Source organism: Ruegeria sp. CDSA221, assembly GCF_059611825.1.
Genome location: NZ_JBXWPK010000002.1, coordinates 37,633 through 55,177, shown reverse-complemented (window position 1 = coordinate 55,177; position 17,545 = coordinate 37,633). Strand labels below are relative to the sequence as shown.

16 protein-coding genes are annotated in these 17,545 nt (G+C 58.0%); 13 read left to right on the top strand and 3 right to left on the bottom strand.

The window, feature by feature from the left end; translation table 11 throughout:
• Window positions 1–43: 43 nt before the first annotated feature.
• Entirely contained in the window at window positions 44–538 is a 495-nt protein-coding gene (locus AC2FJ5_RS02620; protein ID WP_496692424.1) for a hypothetical protein, read from the top strand.
• Here AC2FJ5_RS02620 and AC2FJ5_RS02615 read toward each other — a convergent pair.
• Window positions 535–948, bottom strand: coding sequence for a DUF1636 family protein (locus AC2FJ5_RS02615; RefSeq protein ID WP_496705815.1), 414 nt, complete (start codon window positions 946–948; stop codon window positions 535–537). The two genes, AC2FJ5_RS02620 and AC2FJ5_RS02615, sit on opposite strands and share 4 nt — an antisense overlap.
• Window positions 949–1,016: 68 nt before the next feature.
• Here AC2FJ5_RS02615 and AC2FJ5_RS02610 point away from each other — a divergent pair, with 68 nt between their 5' ends.
• From AC2FJ5_RS02610 to mdoH, 7 genes are all read left to right on the top strand, one after another.
• Complete coding sequence (locus AC2FJ5_RS02610; RefSeq protein WP_271947979.1) at window positions 1,017–1,475, top strand: DUF302 domain-containing protein; 459 nt, start codon at window positions 1,017–1,019, stop codon at window positions 1,473–1,475.
• Window positions 1,476–1,552: 77 nt separating this feature from the next.
• A complete protein-coding gene (locus tag AC2FJ5_RS02605) occupies window positions 1,553–3,172 on the top strand; it encodes a thiamine pyrophosphate-binding protein (protein WP_496792378.1) in 1,620 nt (539 codons plus the stop codon).
• Window positions 3,159–4,343 (top strand): CaiB/BaiF CoA transferase family protein, encoded by a 1,185-nt coding sequence (locus AC2FJ5_RS02600; RefSeq protein WP_142632866.1) that lies wholly within the window; start codon window positions 3,159–3,161, stop codon window positions 4,341–4,343. The genes AC2FJ5_RS02605 and AC2FJ5_RS02600 overlap by 14 nt, the downstream gene beginning before the upstream one ends.
• 181 nt (window positions 4,344–4,524) lie before the next feature.
• A complete protein-coding gene (locus AC2FJ5_RS02595) occupies window positions 4,525–5,895 on the top strand; it encodes a tetratricopeptide repeat protein (RefSeq protein ID WP_496792377.1) in 1,371 nt (456 codons plus the stop codon).
• Between the two features lie 34 nt (window positions 5,896–5,929).
• Window positions 5,930–7,147 (top strand): OpgC family protein, encoded by a 1,218-nt coding sequence (locus tag AC2FJ5_RS02590; RefSeq protein WP_281994375.1) that lies wholly within the window; start codon window positions 5,930–5,932, stop codon window positions 7,145–7,147.
• Window positions 7,144–8,643 carry an OpgD/OpgG family glucan biosynthesis protein gene (locus tag AC2FJ5_RS02585; RefSeq protein WP_496792375.1) on the top strand — a complete coding sequence of 500 codons (1,500 nt, stop codon included), beginning with the start codon at window positions 7,144–7,146 and terminating at the stop codon, window positions 8,641–8,643. The genes AC2FJ5_RS02590 and AC2FJ5_RS02585 overlap by 4 nt, the downstream gene beginning before the upstream one ends.
• Window positions 8,640–10,508, top strand: coding sequence for a glucans biosynthesis glucosyltransferase MdoH (gene mdoH, locus AC2FJ5_RS02580; protein WP_496792373.1), 1,869 nt, complete (start codon window positions 8,640–8,642; stop codon window positions 10,506–10,508). The genes AC2FJ5_RS02585 and mdoH overlap by 4 nt, the downstream gene beginning before the upstream one ends.
• Here mdoH and AC2FJ5_RS02575 read toward each other — a convergent pair whose 3' ends face one another.
• Both AC2FJ5_RS02575 and AC2FJ5_RS02570 read right to left on the bottom strand, forming a co-directional pair.
• Window positions 10,509–11,324, bottom strand: coding sequence for a CE1 family esterase (locus AC2FJ5_RS02575; protein ID WP_496792372.1), 816 nt, complete (start codon window positions 11,322–11,324; stop codon window positions 10,509–10,511).
• Window positions 11,321–11,794 carry a rhodanese-like domain-containing protein gene (locus AC2FJ5_RS02570; protein ID WP_496792370.1) on the bottom strand — a complete coding sequence of 158 codons (474 nt, stop codon included), beginning with the start codon at window positions 11,792–11,794 and terminating at the stop codon, window positions 11,321–11,323. Before AC2FJ5_RS02570 ends, AC2FJ5_RS02575 begins: the two co-directional genes overlap by 4 nt.
• A 214-nt stretch (window positions 11,795–12,008) precedes the next feature.
• Between AC2FJ5_RS02570 and AC2FJ5_RS02565 the strand changes: the two genes are divergently transcribed.
• Genes AC2FJ5_RS02565 through AC2FJ5_RS02545 form a run of 5 tightly spaced genes read left to right on the top strand, consistent with a single transcriptional unit; the run spans window position 12,009 to window position 17,545 of the window.
• The gene (locus tag AC2FJ5_RS02565) at window positions 12,009–14,882 is read left to right on the top strand and encodes a monovalent cation/H+ antiporter subunit A (RefSeq protein WP_496792632.1); all 2,874 of its coding nucleotides are present in this window, start codon (window positions 12,009–12,011) and stop codon (window positions 14,880–14,882) included.
• Entirely contained in the window at window positions 14,882–15,241 is a 360-nt protein-coding gene (locus AC2FJ5_RS02560) for a Na+/H+ antiporter subunit C (RefSeq protein ID WP_142632852.1), read from the top strand. The genes AC2FJ5_RS02565 and AC2FJ5_RS02560 overlap by 1 nt, the downstream gene beginning before the upstream one ends.
• Window positions 15,238–16,782 (top strand): monovalent cation/H+ antiporter subunit D, encoded by a 1,545-nt coding sequence (locus AC2FJ5_RS02555; RefSeq protein ID WP_496792368.1) that lies wholly within the window; start codon window positions 15,238–15,240, stop codon window positions 16,780–16,782. Before AC2FJ5_RS02560 ends, AC2FJ5_RS02555 begins: the two co-directional genes overlap by 4 nt.
• Window positions 16,779–17,279: a Na+/H+ antiporter subunit E gene (locus AC2FJ5_RS02550; RefSeq protein ID WP_496692434.1), complete on the top strand. Its 501-nt coding sequence runs from the start codon at window positions 16,779–16,781 to the stop codon at window positions 17,277–17,279. The genes AC2FJ5_RS02555 and AC2FJ5_RS02550 overlap by 4 nt, the downstream gene beginning before the upstream one ends.
• Complete coding sequence (locus AC2FJ5_RS02545; protein ID WP_142632846.1) at window positions 17,276–17,545, top strand: K+/H+ antiporter subunit F; 270 nt, start codon at window positions 17,276–17,278, stop codon at window positions 17,543–17,545. Before AC2FJ5_RS02550 ends, AC2FJ5_RS02545 begins: the two co-directional genes overlap by 4 nt.

Below are 17,545 nucleotides of genomic sequence, written 5' to 3'. Positions count from 1 at the left end.
GGGGTAAACTTGGCGCGTTTCCCTATGTTTTCAAGGAAATACAATGACCCGTTCACTTGCTCTATTCGTGATCGGTCTGGTCTTTGGCGGCGGTACAGGATTTGTAATTGCTGCTGCAAACGGCGTCACATTTGATGGCCACGACCATTCTGATCCGTCTCTTCACGGAGCCTCACCCACTGAGACCATGGCCCACGATCATTCCACGGCCTTGAACCTACCGGCAGGCACAGATGCACCTACACTGGACATCGCTCTGACACAGGATCCTATGTCTGGCTGGAACCTGCATGTTATGCCAAAAAACTTTACCTTCGCACCGCAGAACGCATCGACCGCAGACATGGCAGGCGAAGGGCACGCGCATGTTTACATCAACGGAGAAAAGCTCGCCCGGCTTTACGGCAGTTGGATGCACATTGATCAGTTGCCCAAAGGTGAGGTCGAGGTTTCGGTTTCGCTGAATTCCAACAGCCATAGCCCGCTTTCGGTCGATAACGTGCCGGTTCGTGCTGCGGTTACGGTTCAGGTTGACTAAAGCGCCGGAATACGCGCACGCAAACACATCCGAAGCCGCCCGCAGGGTCGGGCGTCTTCGATCCAGCCCTGCGGGCTGTTCAGGTAAGTACGGCAAGTTTCAGCGATATCCGCAGCATCCGCCACCACATCGACACCCGAAAACACATAAGATGCGCGCCCCAGCGCCTGTATAGCCAGCGCCGTGGGTTCCGCGCAGCTGCTGAAACAGGCGTGTTCGCTCAATTCGACCTGATCCGTCAATCCAGCCCTTTTCAGTGCGTCCTTCACAGCCTGCACCTCGGCCGCCCGATCGCGTGCGGTGCCACAGGTTTTGCAGATCATCAGGCGCATCCGATCCAGACCTTTCCCTTCGTCCTGCGCCCGTTTCTGCGGCTTTAAGCGGCGCGGCGCAATCCCGAATGCACACAAGATTGTGAGTGCGACGTTCTCACATTTCTGGCAGGATTTCTGCAGACACCTTAAAAGGAAGCCTCTGGATGAAACTGCTTTGGACCGTCTTCGCCCTGCTGGCCCTGCCCGCCTGGGCCGACGAACCGCTCTCGGGATGGGCCGTGTATCCAACGGGCAAAAGCTATGATGAATTGGTCTCGGACACCAAATCGGCGGTTAAGGCAAACGGTCTGATCGTGGTCACGCAGGCCGGCCCCACCAAAGCCGCCGCCGCGCGGGGAATTACAATCCCAGGCAATCTGGTGATCGGCGCCTTCAACAATGACTATGCGGTGCGCGTGCTGGAAACCTCGGTGCGCGCAATGATCGAAGCACCGATCCGGTTTTACGTGACCGAAAACGAGGACGGCACCGCCACCCTATCCTATAAAACGCCCAGCTTTGTATTCGCGCCCTATATCTATGAGGGCGGAGACCCCCTGAGGGACATTGCCCAGGAATTGGATGACACCTTTCAGATCGTGGCCGAAGCCGCTGTCAAATAGTCACACTGGCGTGATGCGCCTTGCGTCCGGGTCTGTCCTCCGCAATCTGCGTTGAAACAGTTTTCGGAGCTTTACTGATGCAGGACTCGTCGCCCCGCGCTGCGGACATTCTGGCCCAACGGCTTTATGAGGCTGGCTGCCGCCACGCTTTTGGCATGCCAGGTGGCGAGGTGCTGACCCTAGTGGATGCGTTGGAAAAGGCGGGGATAACCTTTCACCTGACCAAACACGAGAACGCGGCCGGCTTTATGGCCGAGGCGGTGCATCACCGCGACGGCGCCCCGGCCATTCTGGTGGCCACACTCGGCCCAGGCGCGATGAACGGGATCAATGTGGTCGCCAATGCGTTGCAGGACCGGGTGCCAATGATCGTGCTGACCGGCTGTGTCGACGCAGATGAGGCGCTGACATACACCCATCAGGTCATGGATCACGCACGGGTCTATCGCTCGATCACCAAAGGGACGTTCCTGCTGACCGCCAAAGGCGCGGATATTATCGCAGACAAAGCGGTGTCGCTCGCCAATCAGCCGCGCCCAGGACCGGTGCATATCGACGTGCCGATTTCGGTTGCGGATGCGCCTGTGACCGATGTCAAACGCCGCCGTATTGTCAAACCTGCCGCCGTCGCGCCCGAGGGGGATTGCGTTGAAAAAGCCCGCCGCTGGGTGGCACAGGCCGAACGGCCCATTGCGATTATCGGCCTGGATGTTCTGTATGACGACTCGCGCAATGTGGTGCAGGCGTTCCTTGAACATTTTGGCATTCCTTTTGTGACAACCTACAAGGCCAAGGGCGTGGTTCCCGAGGATCATCCACTGTGCCTTGGCGGCGCGGGCCTGTCGCCGCTGGCTGACACCCATCTGGTGCCGCTGGTTGAACAGGCCGATCTGGTGTTGTGTCTGGGCTATGACCCGATCGAAATGCGCCCAGGCTGGCGCGAGATATGGGACCCCGAAGAAAAGCGCGTCATCGACATTTCGGCGGTTCCGAACGATCACTACATGCATCAGGCCGGGTTGAACCTGGTGGCTGATACCGGCGCGACCCTCGAGGCCATTGCAAAGGGCAACCCTGCCCGCGCCACCTGGCCCGGCGGCGAACCCGAACAGGTTCGGGCCGCCCTGGCGCGAGCCTTCCCTACTGATGATGTGTGGGGTCCCGCCGCGGTAATTGCGGAAACCCGCGCGGCTCTTCCTGCCGAGACATTGGCCACCGCTGACAGCGGCGCACATCGCATCCTTCTCAGCCAGATGTGGGGATGTTCCGAAGAACGCGGGCTGATCCAGTCTTCGGCGCTCTGCACCATGGGCTGCGCTCTGCCAATGGCCATCGGGCTGAAGCTGGCCGAACCCACGCGCCCGGTCATCAGCTTTTCCGGTGATGCCGGGTTCCTGATGGTCGCCGGAGAACTGTCGACCGTTGCCGAGATGGGTGGTAACCCGATTTTCCTGGTGTTCGTTGACGCCAGCCTTGCCCTGATCGAATTGAAACAGCGTCAGCGGCAAATGGGGAACGTAGGCGTCGATTTCGACCGCCACGACTTTGCAGCTATGGGCCGGGCCTTCGGTGGGAATGGTCACACGGTGCGCACCCGCGCCGAACTGAGGGATGCTCTGGAAGCGGCAACCAAGTCTGATAGGTTCACCGTAATCGCTGCTGAGATTGACCGCGGAGGATATGATGGCCGGATCTGAAGGGCCGCTGAAGGGCGTCAAGGTTCTGGACCTGTCCCGCATTCTGGCCGGACCGACCTGCACACAGTTGCTGGGCGATTTGGGTGCCAGCGTTATCAAGATCGAAAACCCTGCCACTAAAGGGGACGACACGCGCCAGTGGGGCCCACCTTATGTCGCAGATGCCGACGGGGTTCCATCGGATCTTAGTGCCTATTTCATGTCAGCCAACCGCAACAAGAAATCGGTCGCCATCGACATCACCACACCCGAAGGTCAGGCGGAAATTCGGCGGCTGGCCTCGTTTGCGGACATCCTGATCGAGAATTTCAAACCAGGCGGGCTTGCGAAATACGGGCTGGATTATAAATCGCTCTCGCAGGAATTCCCTAGCCTCGTCTATTGTTCGATCTCAGGCTACGGGCAGGATGGGCCTAACGCATCAAAGCCCGGATATGATCTGATGGCACAGGGCTATGGCGGTGTCATGTCTCTGACCGGCGATCCCCAAGGGGCGCCGATGAAAGTTGGAGTTGGTATCGCTGATGTCATGTGCGGTATGTATGCCTGCGTTGGCATTCTGGCAGCATTGCGCCACCGGGACCAGACCGGAGAGGGACAGCAAATTGATCTGGCTCTGGTCGATTCCCAGATTGCGTGGCTGATCAATGAAGGCGTGAATTATCTGACATCCGGCAATGTGCCACAACGCCGTGGGAATGGTCATCCAAATATTGTTCCATATGACGTTTATGAAACCGCCGATGGCCATGTGATCCTTGCTGTAGGTAATGACAGTCAGTTCCGCCGGTTCTGCGAATTCATCGACCAACCTGATCTGGCGGATGACGTCCGCTTTGCGACGAATCCGGCGCGGCTGGAAAACCGGGATGCGTTGAACGCCCTATTGCGCCCTGCGGTTCAGTCATATGACACAACAACCGTCATCGCAGAACTTGAGGCACGCAAAGTACCAGTTGGGCCGGTCCAGACCCTGGATCAGGTTTTTGACACCGAGCAGGTCGCGGCGCGGCAAATGCAGATCGCGATGCAGGCTGCCCCGGCCGAGGTAAAACTGATCGGAAACCCGCTGAAATTGTCGCGGACACCGGTTACCTACCGGACGGCTCCGCCACAGTTCGGAGCGGACACTGCAGCAGTCCTGAACGCTAAGAACCCATTTGAAGATTGAAACACAATGCCTTATTAGGCGGCATATTGCTGAAACATGCCGTTGAATCGGCGGATTTTTTCACGTTTTCCACACACAGCTTTTCACCAATTCGAGAGCAGGGCCGATACTGATACGACCCCGCCTGACTCTCTGCTAAATCGAATAAAGTAATAAATCGCAAATGGATTGGATCCCGCGCATGAAACAAGATGTTTTCGGACAGATGAACACTCTTTGCCATTCGGCCAGTGTCGAGGCGTGGAATGGTGTTCTGCTTGGTTTCATGGCGCATTCAGCTGTCACACCCCAGCATCTGGGCAAAGTGCTAGAGCTTGAGCCCGATTTCGCGCTTGGTCACGCCATCAAAGGTCTGTTCCTGGTCCTGCTGGGTCGGCGCGAGATGATGCCAGTTGCAGCGGAAGCGTTGAATGCTGCCAACACCGCTATGGATCGCCAACCGGTAACTGAGCGCGAGCGGCTTTATGTCGACGCGTTGGCCCTTTACCTGTCCGACCTGCCCTCACATGCAATCCAGAAGTTTGAAGAAATTCTGCGCCTCCACCCACAGGACTCGCTGGCGATGAAACTCAGCCATGCAACACGGTTTGTCTTGGGAGATGCCGCTGGTATGCGACGGTCGATCGAACGTGTCCTGCCTGCTTATGAACCCGACCACGCCGGTCGCGGATATCTTCTGGGGTGCCATTCCTTCGCGCTTGAGGAAACCGGGGCCTATGAAAAAGCCGAAATCGCCGGACGTCAGGCCCTGTGGATGGTGTCGGATGATGCCTGGGGCCTGCACGCAGTGGCCCATGTGCACGAGATGACCGGCAATGCGCAGCAAGGTCTTGATTGGCTGGCCGGACGCGAGGATGCCTGGGCGCATTGCAACAACTTCCGCTATCATGTCTGGTGGCACAAGGCGCTGATGCATCTGGACCTGGGCCAGGTCGATCAGGTTATGGAACTGTATGACCAGTATGTCCGGCAGGACAAAACCGACGATTACCGTGACATATCGAATGCCACGTCGCTTTTGTCCCGGCTCGAGCTTGAGGGCGTCAAAGTTGGAAACCGCTGGGAGGAACTGGCCGACCTCAGCGCCGCCCGGACCGAAGATGGCTGCCTGATCTTCGCCGATCTTCACTATCTACTGGCCCTGACCGGCGACAACCGGACCGAAGCGACCGGCAAAATGCTGCAGCGCATCCAGAAAGATGCCCAGCGCAATCAGGGCGACACTCCGATCCGGATGTCGGATCCCGGTATTGCCGCAGCCAAAGGGCTTGAGGCTTTTGGCGACGGCCTTTACGGCGAAGCATTTGATTTCCTGTCGAGTGCACGGGACGGAATGCAACTGGCTGGTGGTAGCCACGCCCAACGTGATGTATTCGAGCGCATCACTATTGATTCCGGCCTGCGTGCCGGCCGTTTGGATGCTGTCGAGCGCATTCTAGACGACCGCCGTGCCAAGCGGGCCGGGGGTGAGGACAATTATGCTATGGCGCGCCGCGCATTGATCGACGCGGCTCGCGATAACCAAGACGCACAAAGCGTTCCGGCAGAATAACAAAACAAAAAGACTGAAGAAGGACAGAACTCGTATGGCGACTCTATCGCCCGCTTCTGATTTTGCACCTGTGGCAGCCACCTCGGCCGCCCCTGTTAGTACGCGCGACCCGCGTCTGGATTTCTATCGCGGAATTGCGATGTTCATCATCCTGATTGCGCATATTCCCAACGACCCTTGGGCCAAGTGGATCCCTGCCCGGTTTGGTTTTTCGGATGCAACCGAGATTTTTGTTTTTTGTTCGGGCATGGCCTCGGCCATCGCCTTTGGCGGCGCGTTCCTGCGCAAGGGCTGGTGGATGGGCACTGCGCGGGTATCATACCGGATCTGGCAGGTTTACTGGGCGCATATCGGCCTGTTCTTCTTTGTCGCGATGACAATGGCTGCGCTGAATCAAACAGGCCTGTTTGAGAAGAACTACATCTCGTCCCTGAACCTGCAGCATTTCTTCAATGATCCTGCGCCGCAGATCGTCGGCCTGTTCACCCTGACCTACGTGCCGAATTATTTCGACATTCTACCCATGTATCTGGTGGTACTTGCAATGATGCCGCTGTTCATGGGCCTGTCCCGCATCGGATTCTGGGCGGTTGCAGCCACATCCGTTGCTATCTGGCTCGTGGCGCAGACCGACGTTCTGGACCTGCCTGCCGAGCCCTGGTCGGATCGTCAGTGGTTCTTTAATCCTTTTGGCTGGCAGTTGCTTTTCTTTACAGGCTTTGCATTCATGCGCGGTTGGATCCCGGCCCCTCCGGTGTCAAAAACGTTGATCTGGGCAGCGGCGCTGTTCCTGATCTTTTCAATGCCTTTCGGGTCGTGGAAAGTGTTCACATGGGTGAATGCCGCAGCCCCGGACTTGGCCGATGAAATCCGCAAAGTCTGGCCCATCACGAAGGAATTCCGCGACAAGACCGATTTCGGTCTGTTTCGCTACATGCATTTCCTGTCGCTGGCCTATCTGGGCTGGGTCGCTGCTGGCGAGCATGGACACCGCCTGATCGCAACCGGTCAGAGCGCAGGCGCCAAAGCTTGGCAAATCGTGCTGACCCTGGTCACCAAAGTGGGTCAGCAATCACTTGCCGTATTCGTATTTTCCATGGCAGCAGCACGACTTATCGGCGTTGGGCTCGATTTGTTTGGGCGGGATTTTGCCACTGTCTTTGTCGCTAATATGATTGGCTTTGCCATGATCATCAGCGTGGCCTATTTGGCCGCGTGGTTTAAGTCACAACCCTGGAAATCAAAGAAATGAAATTCACACGTCGCGCATTTCTGGCCACGACTTCGGCGCTTGCCTTCGCCCCGGCCACCTTTGCCGTGGGCGGAGAGGTCCCGTTTGACCGCAGTGACGTGATCGCGCTGGCCCGCGCGTTGGCCGCAAAGCCCTTTGCCGAGCGCGAGATGGTCCCTCAGGAATGGCAGGACCTGACCTATGAGCAATACCGCTCGATCCGGTTCCGCCTGGATCGTGCGATGTGGTACGAGACCGAGACGCCGTTCAACGTCGATTTCTTCACCCCTGGGCTTTATTTCCCCCGCACGGTTCAGGTGTCGACTGTGGAAGACGGCATGGCCAAACCCGTAGCCTTCGATCTGTCGATGTTTGACAAGTCGACCGAGGTTCCTCAGTTGCCCGTCGACGACACGCTGGGTTTTTCGGGCCTGCGCCTGCGGACTGAAATGCACCGCCCCGGAAAAACCGATGAGTTCTGTGTGTTTCAGGGCGCCAGTTATTTCCGGGCGATCGGCCTTCACGAGGTCTACGGACTGTCGGCCCGGGGGCTGGCGCTGAAAACCGGCGATCCGGATGGTGAGGAATTCCCTGAATTCATCCGTTTCTGGCTGGAACGTCCCAAGCCCGGTCAGCGCAACATGGTGGTTCATGCCCTGATGGACAGCCCCAGCGTGACCGGTGCCTATCGGTTCAACGTCACGGCCGGCGCGGATTGCGTTATGGAGGTTGAGGCGACGCTGTTCCCACGCACCGAGTTGACCCATGTCGGCATTGCACCCGGCACGTCGATGTTCCTGTTTGACCAGACCAATCACAGCCGTTTCGACGATTTCCGCCCTGCTGTGCATGACAGCGACGGGCTGCTGATCCGCAACGGCGCTGGCGAGGTCCTGTGGCGGCCTCTGGCAAACCCGACCCGCCTGCAGTTCTCGTCCTTTGTCGACATGAACCCGCGCGGGTTTGGCCTGATGCAGCGCAAACGGGCGTTCTCGGATTATGCCGATCTTGAGGCGAGTTACCACAAACGCCCCGGCCTCTGGGTCGAGCCAACTGGCGATTGGGGCAAAGGCGCGGTCACTCTGGTCGAGATCCCTGCCGATCAGGAAATCTACGACAATATCGTCGCCTATTGGCGTCCGATGGAGCCCTATGCGGCCGGGAGCCAGGTGGACCTGTCCTACCGCCTGATCTGGGGTGAAGAACCACAGCGCACCCCGATGCCGCGTGTGATCAACACCGCGATGGGTGACAATACATTTGGCGAGGGCCGTCTGGCTGTGATCGACTTTGAGGCCAGCGAGCTATTCGACGAACCTGAGGCGATGACGATCTTTGTGGACTCGCCCCATGCAGAGACCTCGGAAGGCGTCCTGCAGCGCAACCCCGATACTGGCGGCCTGCGGTTGGCCTTTTCCTTCGAGCCGGGAGACCGGAACCATGTGGAACTGCGTGCGCAGTTGCTGAAAGACAAGCAGCCTGCCTCCGAAGTCTGGCTGTATCGTTGGACATCATGAGCAACGATCTGCATATCATGCCGCCTGAGGCACCCCTGGCGATGCCGGAGCAGAATTTCAGCGCTGGGTTCCGTGACGCTCAGGCGCCCCGCAGCAGGCAGGCATCTGCGGGATTCTGGCGTGCGCTGGCGTTCTCGCCTGCAATGGCGGCTACGCTGGGCATGCTGTGGGTCATGACCGACTGGTTCGGAGCCGAAGGGATCAATCTGATCGAAGCGATTCTGTTGGCTCTGATCTCATTCAACTTTTTCTGGATCTCTTTCACGGTCTGCACCGTGTTGTTGGGTATGATTTCCCTGTCGCGGCAGGAACAGCCCAAACGTCAGGGCCGCCCACAGGCGCTGCGCGTCGCGCTTCTTATGCCGGTCTATAATGAAGTACCCTGGAACGTGCTGGGCAACGCCCGCACCATGCTGGAAGACCTGCGCGCGCGGGATGGTCAGCACCACTATGCGATGTTCATCCTCTCTGACACGCGCGACCCCGAGATCGCGGCACAGGAACAAGCCAGCGTCGAAGCGTTGCGCACCACCCTCGCGCCGGGACTGGAACTGTATTACCGCCGGCGAGAACAGAACACAGACCGCAAGGTCGGAAATATCGCAGATTGGGTCAGCCGTTGGGGTGCGGATTGGGATGCGATGCTCGTGCTGGATGCCGACAGCCTGATGACCGGCCGCGCCATCCTGCGCCTGACGGATTCTCTGGCGCGCGACCCCGGTGCGGGCCTGATCCAGAGTTACCCTCAGTTAATTGGCGCTCAGTCGGTTTTTGCCCGGATGCAGCAATTTGCCAATGGTGTTTATGGTATCGCCTTCGCCGAAGGTCTGGCCCGCTGGTGTGGTCAGGAAGGTAACTATTGGGGCCATAACGCGATCATCCGCACCAAGGCTTTTGCCAACTGCGCGGGGCTGCCAAGACTGCGCGCAATGAATGGTCAGGAACAACTGATCATGAGCCACGATTTCGTCGAGGCCGGCCTCATGCGTCGCGCCGGATGGGGCGTGCGGTTCCTACCGCGCATCCGAGGATCCTATGAAGAAACCCCACCAACGCTGATCGACCACGCGTTGCGTGACCGGCGCTGGTGTCAGGGCAATTTGCAACACCTGAAGTTGCTGGGCTCAACCGGATTCCGCGCTGTGTCGCGGTTCCACATGTTCCATGGAGCAGTCGGATATCTGATGTCGCCGCTGTGGTTTGCACTGCTGGTGATGTGGGCGCTGATCGGTCAGGGTGAGGATGCCTCAGTCCTGCATTATTTCAGCCCCGACAATCCGCTATTCCCGCAATGGCCCGAGATGTCCGAGACCCGCCACGTGCTGATCATTCTAGTCATGTATGCCATGTTACTGGCTCCCAAGGTGCTGGGCGTGCTCGCCCTGCCCCTCAGCGGTGTGCGCTATGCGGATTTCGGTGGCGCGGGCAAATTCATGACCTCGTTCCTCTCAGAGGTTATCCTGTCGATCCTCTATGCCCCGATCCTTATGGTGCAACAGATGATCGCCGTCTTCCGGACAATTCTTGGTATTCAAAAAGGCTGGTCTCCCCAGGCGCGGGATGGTGGCAGCTATGGCCTGCGGACGCTGATCTTATGTCACACGCTGGAAACTATCAGCGGTATAGCCTTGGGCGCCGGCATCCTATCGGGTCTGGTGTCAATCTGGCTGGCTCCGATTGCCATAAGCCTGGCCTTTGCCATCCCGCTTTCCGCACTCAGCGGCGTTTCAACCTCACCGGCGCGGCGCATGGTCGGAATGAAAGAAGATGTTCAGGAACCGGCAATCACCCGGTCCGCCCGTCTCCACAGGGATGAATTGAAGCGCCTGGTCGAAGGCAAAACCGTCATGACTCCTGCCGAGTGATCAACCACCCGGCAGGCCCTCGTACCACTCTACCATCATATCCGACCATCCCTGCGGCACGTTGTGACCACCGGGGAAAAGTGCGAATTCCAACATCGCGCCATCGGCGCATCCGGTCCATCTGCGGCGCATGAATTGCCCGGTCGTGGAAAATCCGCTGGGTTTGGTATCGGCGCATTCGTTTGCGGCCCGCCAGATTTCCAGACCGGCAAAGATATCGCCCTGATGGAATCGACCGCCGCCCAAAAGGCGCCCTTCCAGCGGGACTACATTGTCGGTCCAGCCATGGGTGTGAAACATGCGCACCGGGCCATCACAGGCCTCGGGATGCGGTCGCCAAAACCCACCTGAAACCGGAGCATAGGCCGAAAACGTATCCGGCGCCGCGCAGGCGAGGTAATAGACCATGAAGGCCCCCGCAGAAAACCCGCCCAACACGACGCGGTCATCATCGACCCCGAACCGGTCCGACGCATCCTGAACCACCTCGCGCAGAAAAGCCGTTTCGTCACGCCCCTCCCAACCCGGGAAGAAATTCCAGCTTTGGCGGCCGTTACGCTCGGACCCCTCCGGTGCCATAACCGCATATCCGCGAGCAAGCAGAGGATCAACCATACTGCGGTTCTTCAGCGTTCCGGTTGCAGTCCCGCCATAACCGTGCAGAAACACCACCAGCGGTGGGTTTTCGGTTTCGGGAAGTTCGATATGGTACCCGCCCGACGGCGTTTCGCACATGTCTTCCTGATCGACACAGGCGGCCATTCCTGCATTCGCGATCACTGCCATCCCGACCGACAGAAACAAGCTTCGGATCATTCTGCTTTCCCATCATAGTGTTGAACCGGCAGGCCTGCCCGGACCCAGCCCGGCCCTGCTGCTGAGCCTAACATACCCTCGGGCACGTCGATGATATTTGCGAACCCCGCCTCGGACAGCTGGTTGCTCAGCCGGGCCGAGCGCACACCGCGCGCGCAGATCAGGGCGATTGGGGCATCGTGGTCTCCGCCGACAATCTGCAGCAGCGCCTCATCAAAATCATCGCGACGCATGTCTAGGGGATGCGCGCCTTCGCCCACGCCCGAGGCATCCCATTCGCGTGGGGTACGGATGTCCACCAAAAATATATCTCCAAGCCTAGCTTGCTGATGCGCATCCCCGACACTGATCCGACCGCCCGCATAGCTCTGCGGGATCAGGCGGTATTCGCGGATTGCAAAACCGCCCAGAACAGCAGCAGCACAAAACAGCAGAACCTTTCGCCGTGTCCGGTTTGCCTCGGCTGCCACTGTAATCCCTCCTGATCCGATGCGGTCCTATGTATCACAGCAGCTTATCCAGTTCCGCGTCGAAATTAACCTGCCTGTTCAAGTTCGTGTCATCGCCCCAACCTCTGCCTTGGGGCCCCTGAACAGGCAGAATGGCTTGCAATCGCTGGACACTCCGCGAATTATCCTTACAAAATCAATAGCACTTTTGACCGCCCAGACCGGAGTATCGCAGTTGTCCCTATTCCTCATCGCGGCCCTTCCCTTCCTCGGAGCTGTATTCCCAGCCCTTTTGATCCGGGCTGGACGAAATGCAGCAGCCTCGGCCGCTGGTTTGACCACTTTCCTGGCGCTGATGGGGCTGTTGATTCACATCCCAACCGTGATGCGCGGCGGGGTCGTTACCGCCCGGTTCGACTGGATTCCGGCACTGGGCCTAAACGCCAATTTCATGTTGGACGGCCTTGGGTTTCTGTTCGCGCTGCTGATCCTTGGCATCGGTTTGCTGATCATCCTCTACGCCCGGTTCTATCTCTCGCGCGAAGACCCGATGGGGCAGTTTTACACCTATTTGCTGCTGTTTCAGGGCGCGATGGTGGGAATTGTTCTGTCGGACAATATCCTGCTTTTGCTGATATTCTGGGAACTTACCTCGCTTAGTTCATTCCTTTTGATCGGATATTGGAAACACCTCCCCGAGGGGCGACAGGGCGCACGTATGGCGCTGGCTGTGACCGGCTCTGGCGGCTTGGCGATGATTGCGGGGATGCTAATCCTGGGCAATATCGTTGGCTCTTATGACCTAAGCGTCATTCTCCAGAACAAAGAGCTGATCCAGTCTTCACCCTATTACATGCCAGCGCTGATCCTGATTTTGCTGGGGTGTTTCACCAAATCGGCACAGTTTCCCTTCCATTTCTGGCTGCCACACGCGATGGCCGCCCCTACGCCAGTATCAGCCTATCTGCACTCGGCCACGATGGTGAAGGCAGGGTTGTTCCTGATGGCCCGCATGTGGCCCGTTCTGGCGGGGACTGATGCGTGGTTCTACATTGTGGCCACAACCGGCCTGGTAACCATGCTGATCGGGGCCTGCATCGCCCTGTTCAAAGACGATCTCAAGGCGCTGCTGGCGTTTTCGACCGTGTCGCATCTGGGACTGATAACCATGCTGCTGGGGTTTGGAACCAAGATCGCCGCCGTTGCTGCCATCTTCCACATCATCAACCATGCGACGTTCAAAGCAGCCCTGTTCATGACCGCCGGGATCGTGGATCACGAGGCCGGGACCCGCGACATCAAGCGACTGGGCGGATTGCGCCATTTGATGCCCATCACCTTCACCATCGGGACGATTGCCGCACTTTCCATGGCCGGTCTACCTCCGCTGAACGGGTTTCTGTCCAAGGAGATGATGCTGGAGGAAACGGTCCACACAACCTGGCTGCATTCGCATTATCTTGTGCCCGGACTGGCGCTGCTGGCGGCCTTGTTCTCTGCAGCCTATTCGTTCCGCTTTGTTGGACACGTGTTCCTTGGTCCAGTACGCGACGATTACCCAACCCATCCACATGACCCGCCGGCCGGGCTTTGGCTTGCACCCGCTTTCCTGGTCGTGCTTGTCGTCCTGATCGGTCTTTATTCCAACGCCATCGTAGGTCCGCTGGTGGCGGTTGTTTCAAGTGCGGTAATCGGGGGCGAGAAGCTGCCCTATTATTCGCTGAAACTCTGGCACGGGTTTACGCCTGCCCTGTATATGTCCGCGTTCGCGACACTGGGTGGCCTGGCCTTGCTGAGACAGCATCGGCGCGGTGAGTTTATCTGGAATGCGCTGCCCAGACCCGAGGCGAAGACCATTTTTGACGCAGTGATCGCTGCGCTTACGACAACCAGCCGCTGGGTCACAGATACTCTGCATAACGGGGTTCTCAGCCGGTATGCGGCCATCCTGATCGTCTTTACGGTTGGGCTGGGATATTATGCATTCGCCACCGGATCTATTGGCGTTGAAACACGCACGCCCCTACCCGTTCAGATCATTCCGTTCATTGGCTGGATCTGCCTGATTGCCGCGACGCTGGCCATCATGTGGTTTCACCGCAACCGGCTGTTGTCCTTGGTGCTGATCGGGGTCGTGGGCCTGATCGTCTCGATGGCCTTCAACTATCTGTCCGCACCCGACCTTGCCCTGACACAGATTTCTGTCGAGGTAGTGACGATGATCCTGCTGTTGTTGTCACTTAACTTCCTGCCCACGGACACACCCTGGGACAGCAGCGCGGCGCGGCGTTGGCGGGATGCGGCAATTTCGGTCGTGGCAGGCATCGGATCAGGTGCGTTGATCTACGCGTTGATGCTGCGGGATTTCGGTTTCCCGAGCATTTCCGAATTCCATCTGGCCAACTCGTATAAGGGCGGCGGAGGCACCAATGTGGTCAACGTGATCCTGGTGGATTTCCGTGGCTTTGATACCTTCGGCGAAATCATCGTTCTGGGCATTGCCGCCCTGATCATCTTTGCCCTGACCGAGGCGGTTCTGGAAACCAATGTCCGGGGGTATTTGCTGAACCGTAAACCGCACTGGCCGCAATCGGGTGACTCTCATCCGTTGATGATGGTCGTGGCGACAAGAGTGATGATGCCGATCGCGCTGATGGTCGGGGCCTATATCTTTTTCCGCGGCCATAACCAACCAGGAGGAGGGTTCATCGCCGGTCTGGTCGTCGCCATCGCCTATCTGATGCAATATATGGCCAGCGGCTATACCTGGGCCATCGAACGGCAACGGTTCTATTATCACGGCACAATCGGCTGGGGCGTTCTGATCGCCGCAGCAACTGGAATTGGCGCATGGTTCAATGAACGTCCCTTCCTGACCAGTGATTTCGGATATCTGACGTGGCCGCCGCTGGAAGAGTTTGAATGGGCAACCGCCATGCTGTTCGATACTGGAGTGTTCCTTGCGGTTTTGGGCGCGGTGATGCTGGCACTGGATAGCCTGTCCCGCTTGGCCTGGCAGCCCGGCATGGCGCAGGAATTCCCAATGGATATCAACCCGCTGCGGGACGATCCGGCCGAAGAAGAACAAGAAGAAAAGGAGCAGGTCTGATGGAAGCGCTCGTAGCCTCTGCGGTTGGCGTGATGACCGCCGCCGGGATTTTCCTGATCCTGCGTCGCCGGACTTTTCCAGTCATTCTGGGACTGTCTCTACTGACCTATGCGGTGAACGTCTTTTTGTTTGCCACCGGGCGGCTGGCTTTGGACGCGCCGCCGGTTCTGAACAAATATGAAGAGGTCGCCTATACCGATCCCTTGCCGCAGGCCCTGGTGCTGACCGCCATCGTGATTTCATTCGGGATGACTGCGGTGATCGTGATGATCTCGCTTTCGGCTTACCTGTCGGCCAAGGATGACCACATCGACATGGCCGCGCATGACAATACGGACGCGCCGGGAGAAGACGCATGAACCATTGGATCGTTGCGCCAGTCGTCCTGCCCGCGATTCTGGCTCCGTTCATCATCATGGTCCTGCGATACCACCTTGATTTGCAGCGCATATTCTCGGTCGCCGGTGTCGTGGCACTGCTTGGCATCGCCCTGACAATCACCGCACAGGCCGCAGGTGGAGACATTCTGGTCTATGAGTTGGGCAACTGGCCAGCGCCCTTTGGAATCGTGCTGGTGCTGGATCGGTTATCTGCCATGATGGTCTTGCTGACCGCGCTTTTAGCCCTTCCGATAGTGCTTTATGCGATTGCCTCCGGATGGGATGCACGCGGCAAGCACTTTCATCCCTTGTTCCACTTTCAGCTTATGGGCGTATGCGGTGCCTTTCTGACAGGTGACGCCTTTAACCTGTTCGTGTTCTTCGAGGTATTGCTGATCGCGTCCTACGGTTTGATGACGCACGGCGGTGGAGCCGTTCGGCTCAAGGCAGGCGTGCAATATGTCGCCTACAACCTTTTGGGCTCAACGCTGTTTTTGTTTGCCCTTGGCACGCTCTATTCAGTGACCGGCACGCTGAACATGGCGGATATGGCTGTACGGATTGCCGAGCTTCCGCTCGAAGACACCGCTCTGATAAGAGTGGGTGCTGCCCTGTTGCTGCTGGTATTCTGCATTAAGGCTGCAGTTCTGCCGCTGCACTTCTGGCTACCGGCCAGCTATGCGAATGCTCCTATGCCAGTTGCCGCGCTGTTTGCGATCATGACAAAGGTCGGAGCGTACTCGATCTTGCGCATGTACACGCTTGGCTTTGGCCCCGAGGTTTTGGTTGCGCATGATCTTGTGATCAACTGGCTGCAACCTGCCGCTTTGGTAACTTTGGCGGTTGGTACAATCGGCATATTGGGCTCACGACACATCGCGCGCCTTGTGGCTTTTTGCGCCATCGCGTCAATGGGTACCCTGCTGATCGCAATTTCCCTGTTCACCGAAACGGCCACTGCTGCCGCTTTGTTCTATATTTATCATTCGACACTGGCGACGGCACTGTTGTTCCTGATTGCTGATCTGGTGATCGAGCGGCGCGGAGGCGCAATTGCCCCAAAGCACCCAATGGCACAGACCGGACTGATTTCCGCGCTGTTCTTTATTGGTGCGATTGCTTTGGCCGGGATGCCGCCCCTTTCCGGGTTCATTGGCAAACTGCTGGTCCTGGACGCCGCGCGAGATGCACCAGACGCAAATACGGTCTGGGCTGTGGTATTGATCGGCTCATTTGTAACTATAGTAGGACTGGCCCGCGCCGGAACTTTGATCTTTTGGAAAAGCCATGACGCCAGCTTGACCACCGACCAAGCCGATACAACTGACGGCGAGACCGCCTTTCAGGCAGCCCCGGAACCTTCGCCCGGGTTGGCCTTTACGTCGGTATTTGCTTTGATCATCGGTCTGGTCATGCTGACATTGTTTGCCGGGCCTGCAATGAACTACGCTACCAGCACAGCGGAACAGTTGTTTGCACCCGAGAATTACATCTCGGCCGTGTTAGGGGTGGAAGAATGAAAAAACTGCTTCACCGGATATTCCCGCACCCGCATCTGACTTTCCTGCTGACGGTTGTGTGGATTTTGCTGGCAAACACACCATCGCTGAATTCACTGGTGTTTGGCCTTGTGCTGGGGATTATCATCCCCTTCGTCACACAGCCGTATTGGCCAGACCGGCCCGTTCTTCGGAATTGGCCGATGATCACCGAATACATATTGGTGGTTCTATGGGACATTGTTGTCGCCAATATGACAGTTGCCAGGATCATCCTGTTCAAACGGGATTCCGACCGTGAACCGAACTGGGTCTGCATTCCGCTGGAACTGCGCACACCCGAAGCGATTACGGTTCTGGCCGGGACAATCACCATGACCCCCGGCACCGTCAGTTGCGATCTGTCAGCGCAGGGTCACAACTTACTGGTACACTGCCTCGATGCGCCAAACCCGGACGAAGTACGGGATCAGATCAAGCAACGATACGAGCGCAGGCTAAAGGAGATTTTCGAATGATCGAGCTAGCAATCTACTTTGCCTTTGCCTGTTTCGGCGCAGCCATCATGATGTGCCTGTGGCGGATCATTACGGCCGATGGAGTGGGCACCCGGGTTCTGGCGCTGGACACGATGGTGATCAACACCATCGCCCTTATGGTGCTTTACGGGCTGTTTCTGGGGACCGAGATTTTCTTCGAGGCCGCCATGATCATCGCAATGCTCGGCTTTGTCTCAACCGTTGCCTACGCGCGCTTTATGCTGCGCGGCAATATCATCGAGTGA

Excerpts from the sequence above, each read along its gene's own strand:
- AC2FJ5_RS02620 (WP_496692424.1), top strand. The coding sequence starts at position 44 with ATGACCCGTTCACTTGCTCTATTCGTGATCGGTCTGGTCTTTGGCGGC.
- AC2FJ5_RS02610 (WP_271947979.1), top strand. The coding sequence starts at position 1,017 with ATGAAACTGCTTTGGACCGTCTTCGCCCTGCTGGCCCTGCCCGCCTGG.
- AC2FJ5_RS02605 (WP_496792378.1), top strand. The coding sequence starts at position 1,553 with ATGCAGGACTCGTCGCCCCGCGCTGCGGACATTCTGGCCCAACGGCTT.
- AC2FJ5_RS02600 (WP_142632866.1), top strand. The coding sequence starts at position 3,159 with ATGGCCGGATCTGAAGGGCCGCTGAAGGGCGTCAAGGTTCTGGACCTG.
- AC2FJ5_RS02595 (WP_496792377.1), top strand. The coding sequence starts at position 4,525 with ATGAAACAAGATGTTTTCGGACAGATGAACACTCTTTGCCATTCGGCC.
- AC2FJ5_RS02590 (WP_281994375.1), top strand. The coding sequence starts at position 5,930 with ATGGCGACTCTATCGCCCGCTTCTGATTTTGCACCTGTGGCAGCCACC.
- AC2FJ5_RS02585 (WP_496792375.1), top strand. The coding sequence starts at position 7,144 with ATGAAATTCACACGTCGCGCATTTCTGGCCACGACTTCGGCGCTTGCC.
- mdoH (WP_496792373.1), top strand. The coding sequence starts at position 8,640 with ATGAGCAACGATCTGCATATCATGCCGCCTGAGGCACCCCTGGCGATG.
- AC2FJ5_RS02575 (WP_496792372.1), bottom strand. The coding sequence starts at position 11,324 with ATGATCCGAAGCTTGTTTCTGTCGGTCGGGATGGCAGTGATCGCGAAT.
- AC2FJ5_RS02560 (WP_142632852.1), top strand. The coding sequence starts at position 14,882 with ATGGAAGCGCTCGTAGCCTCTGCGGTTGGCGTGATGACCGCCGCCGGG.
- AC2FJ5_RS02555 (WP_496792368.1), top strand. The coding sequence starts at position 15,238 with ATGAACCATTGGATCGTTGCGCCAGTCGTCCTGCCCGCGATTCTGGCT.
- AC2FJ5_RS02550 (WP_496692434.1), top strand. The coding sequence starts at position 16,779 with ATGAAAAAACTGCTTCACCGGATATTCCCGCACCCGCATCTGACTTTC.
- AC2FJ5_RS02545 (WP_142632846.1), top strand. The coding sequence starts at position 17,276 with ATGATCGAGCTAGCAATCTACTTTGCCTTTGCCTGTTTCGGCGCAGCC.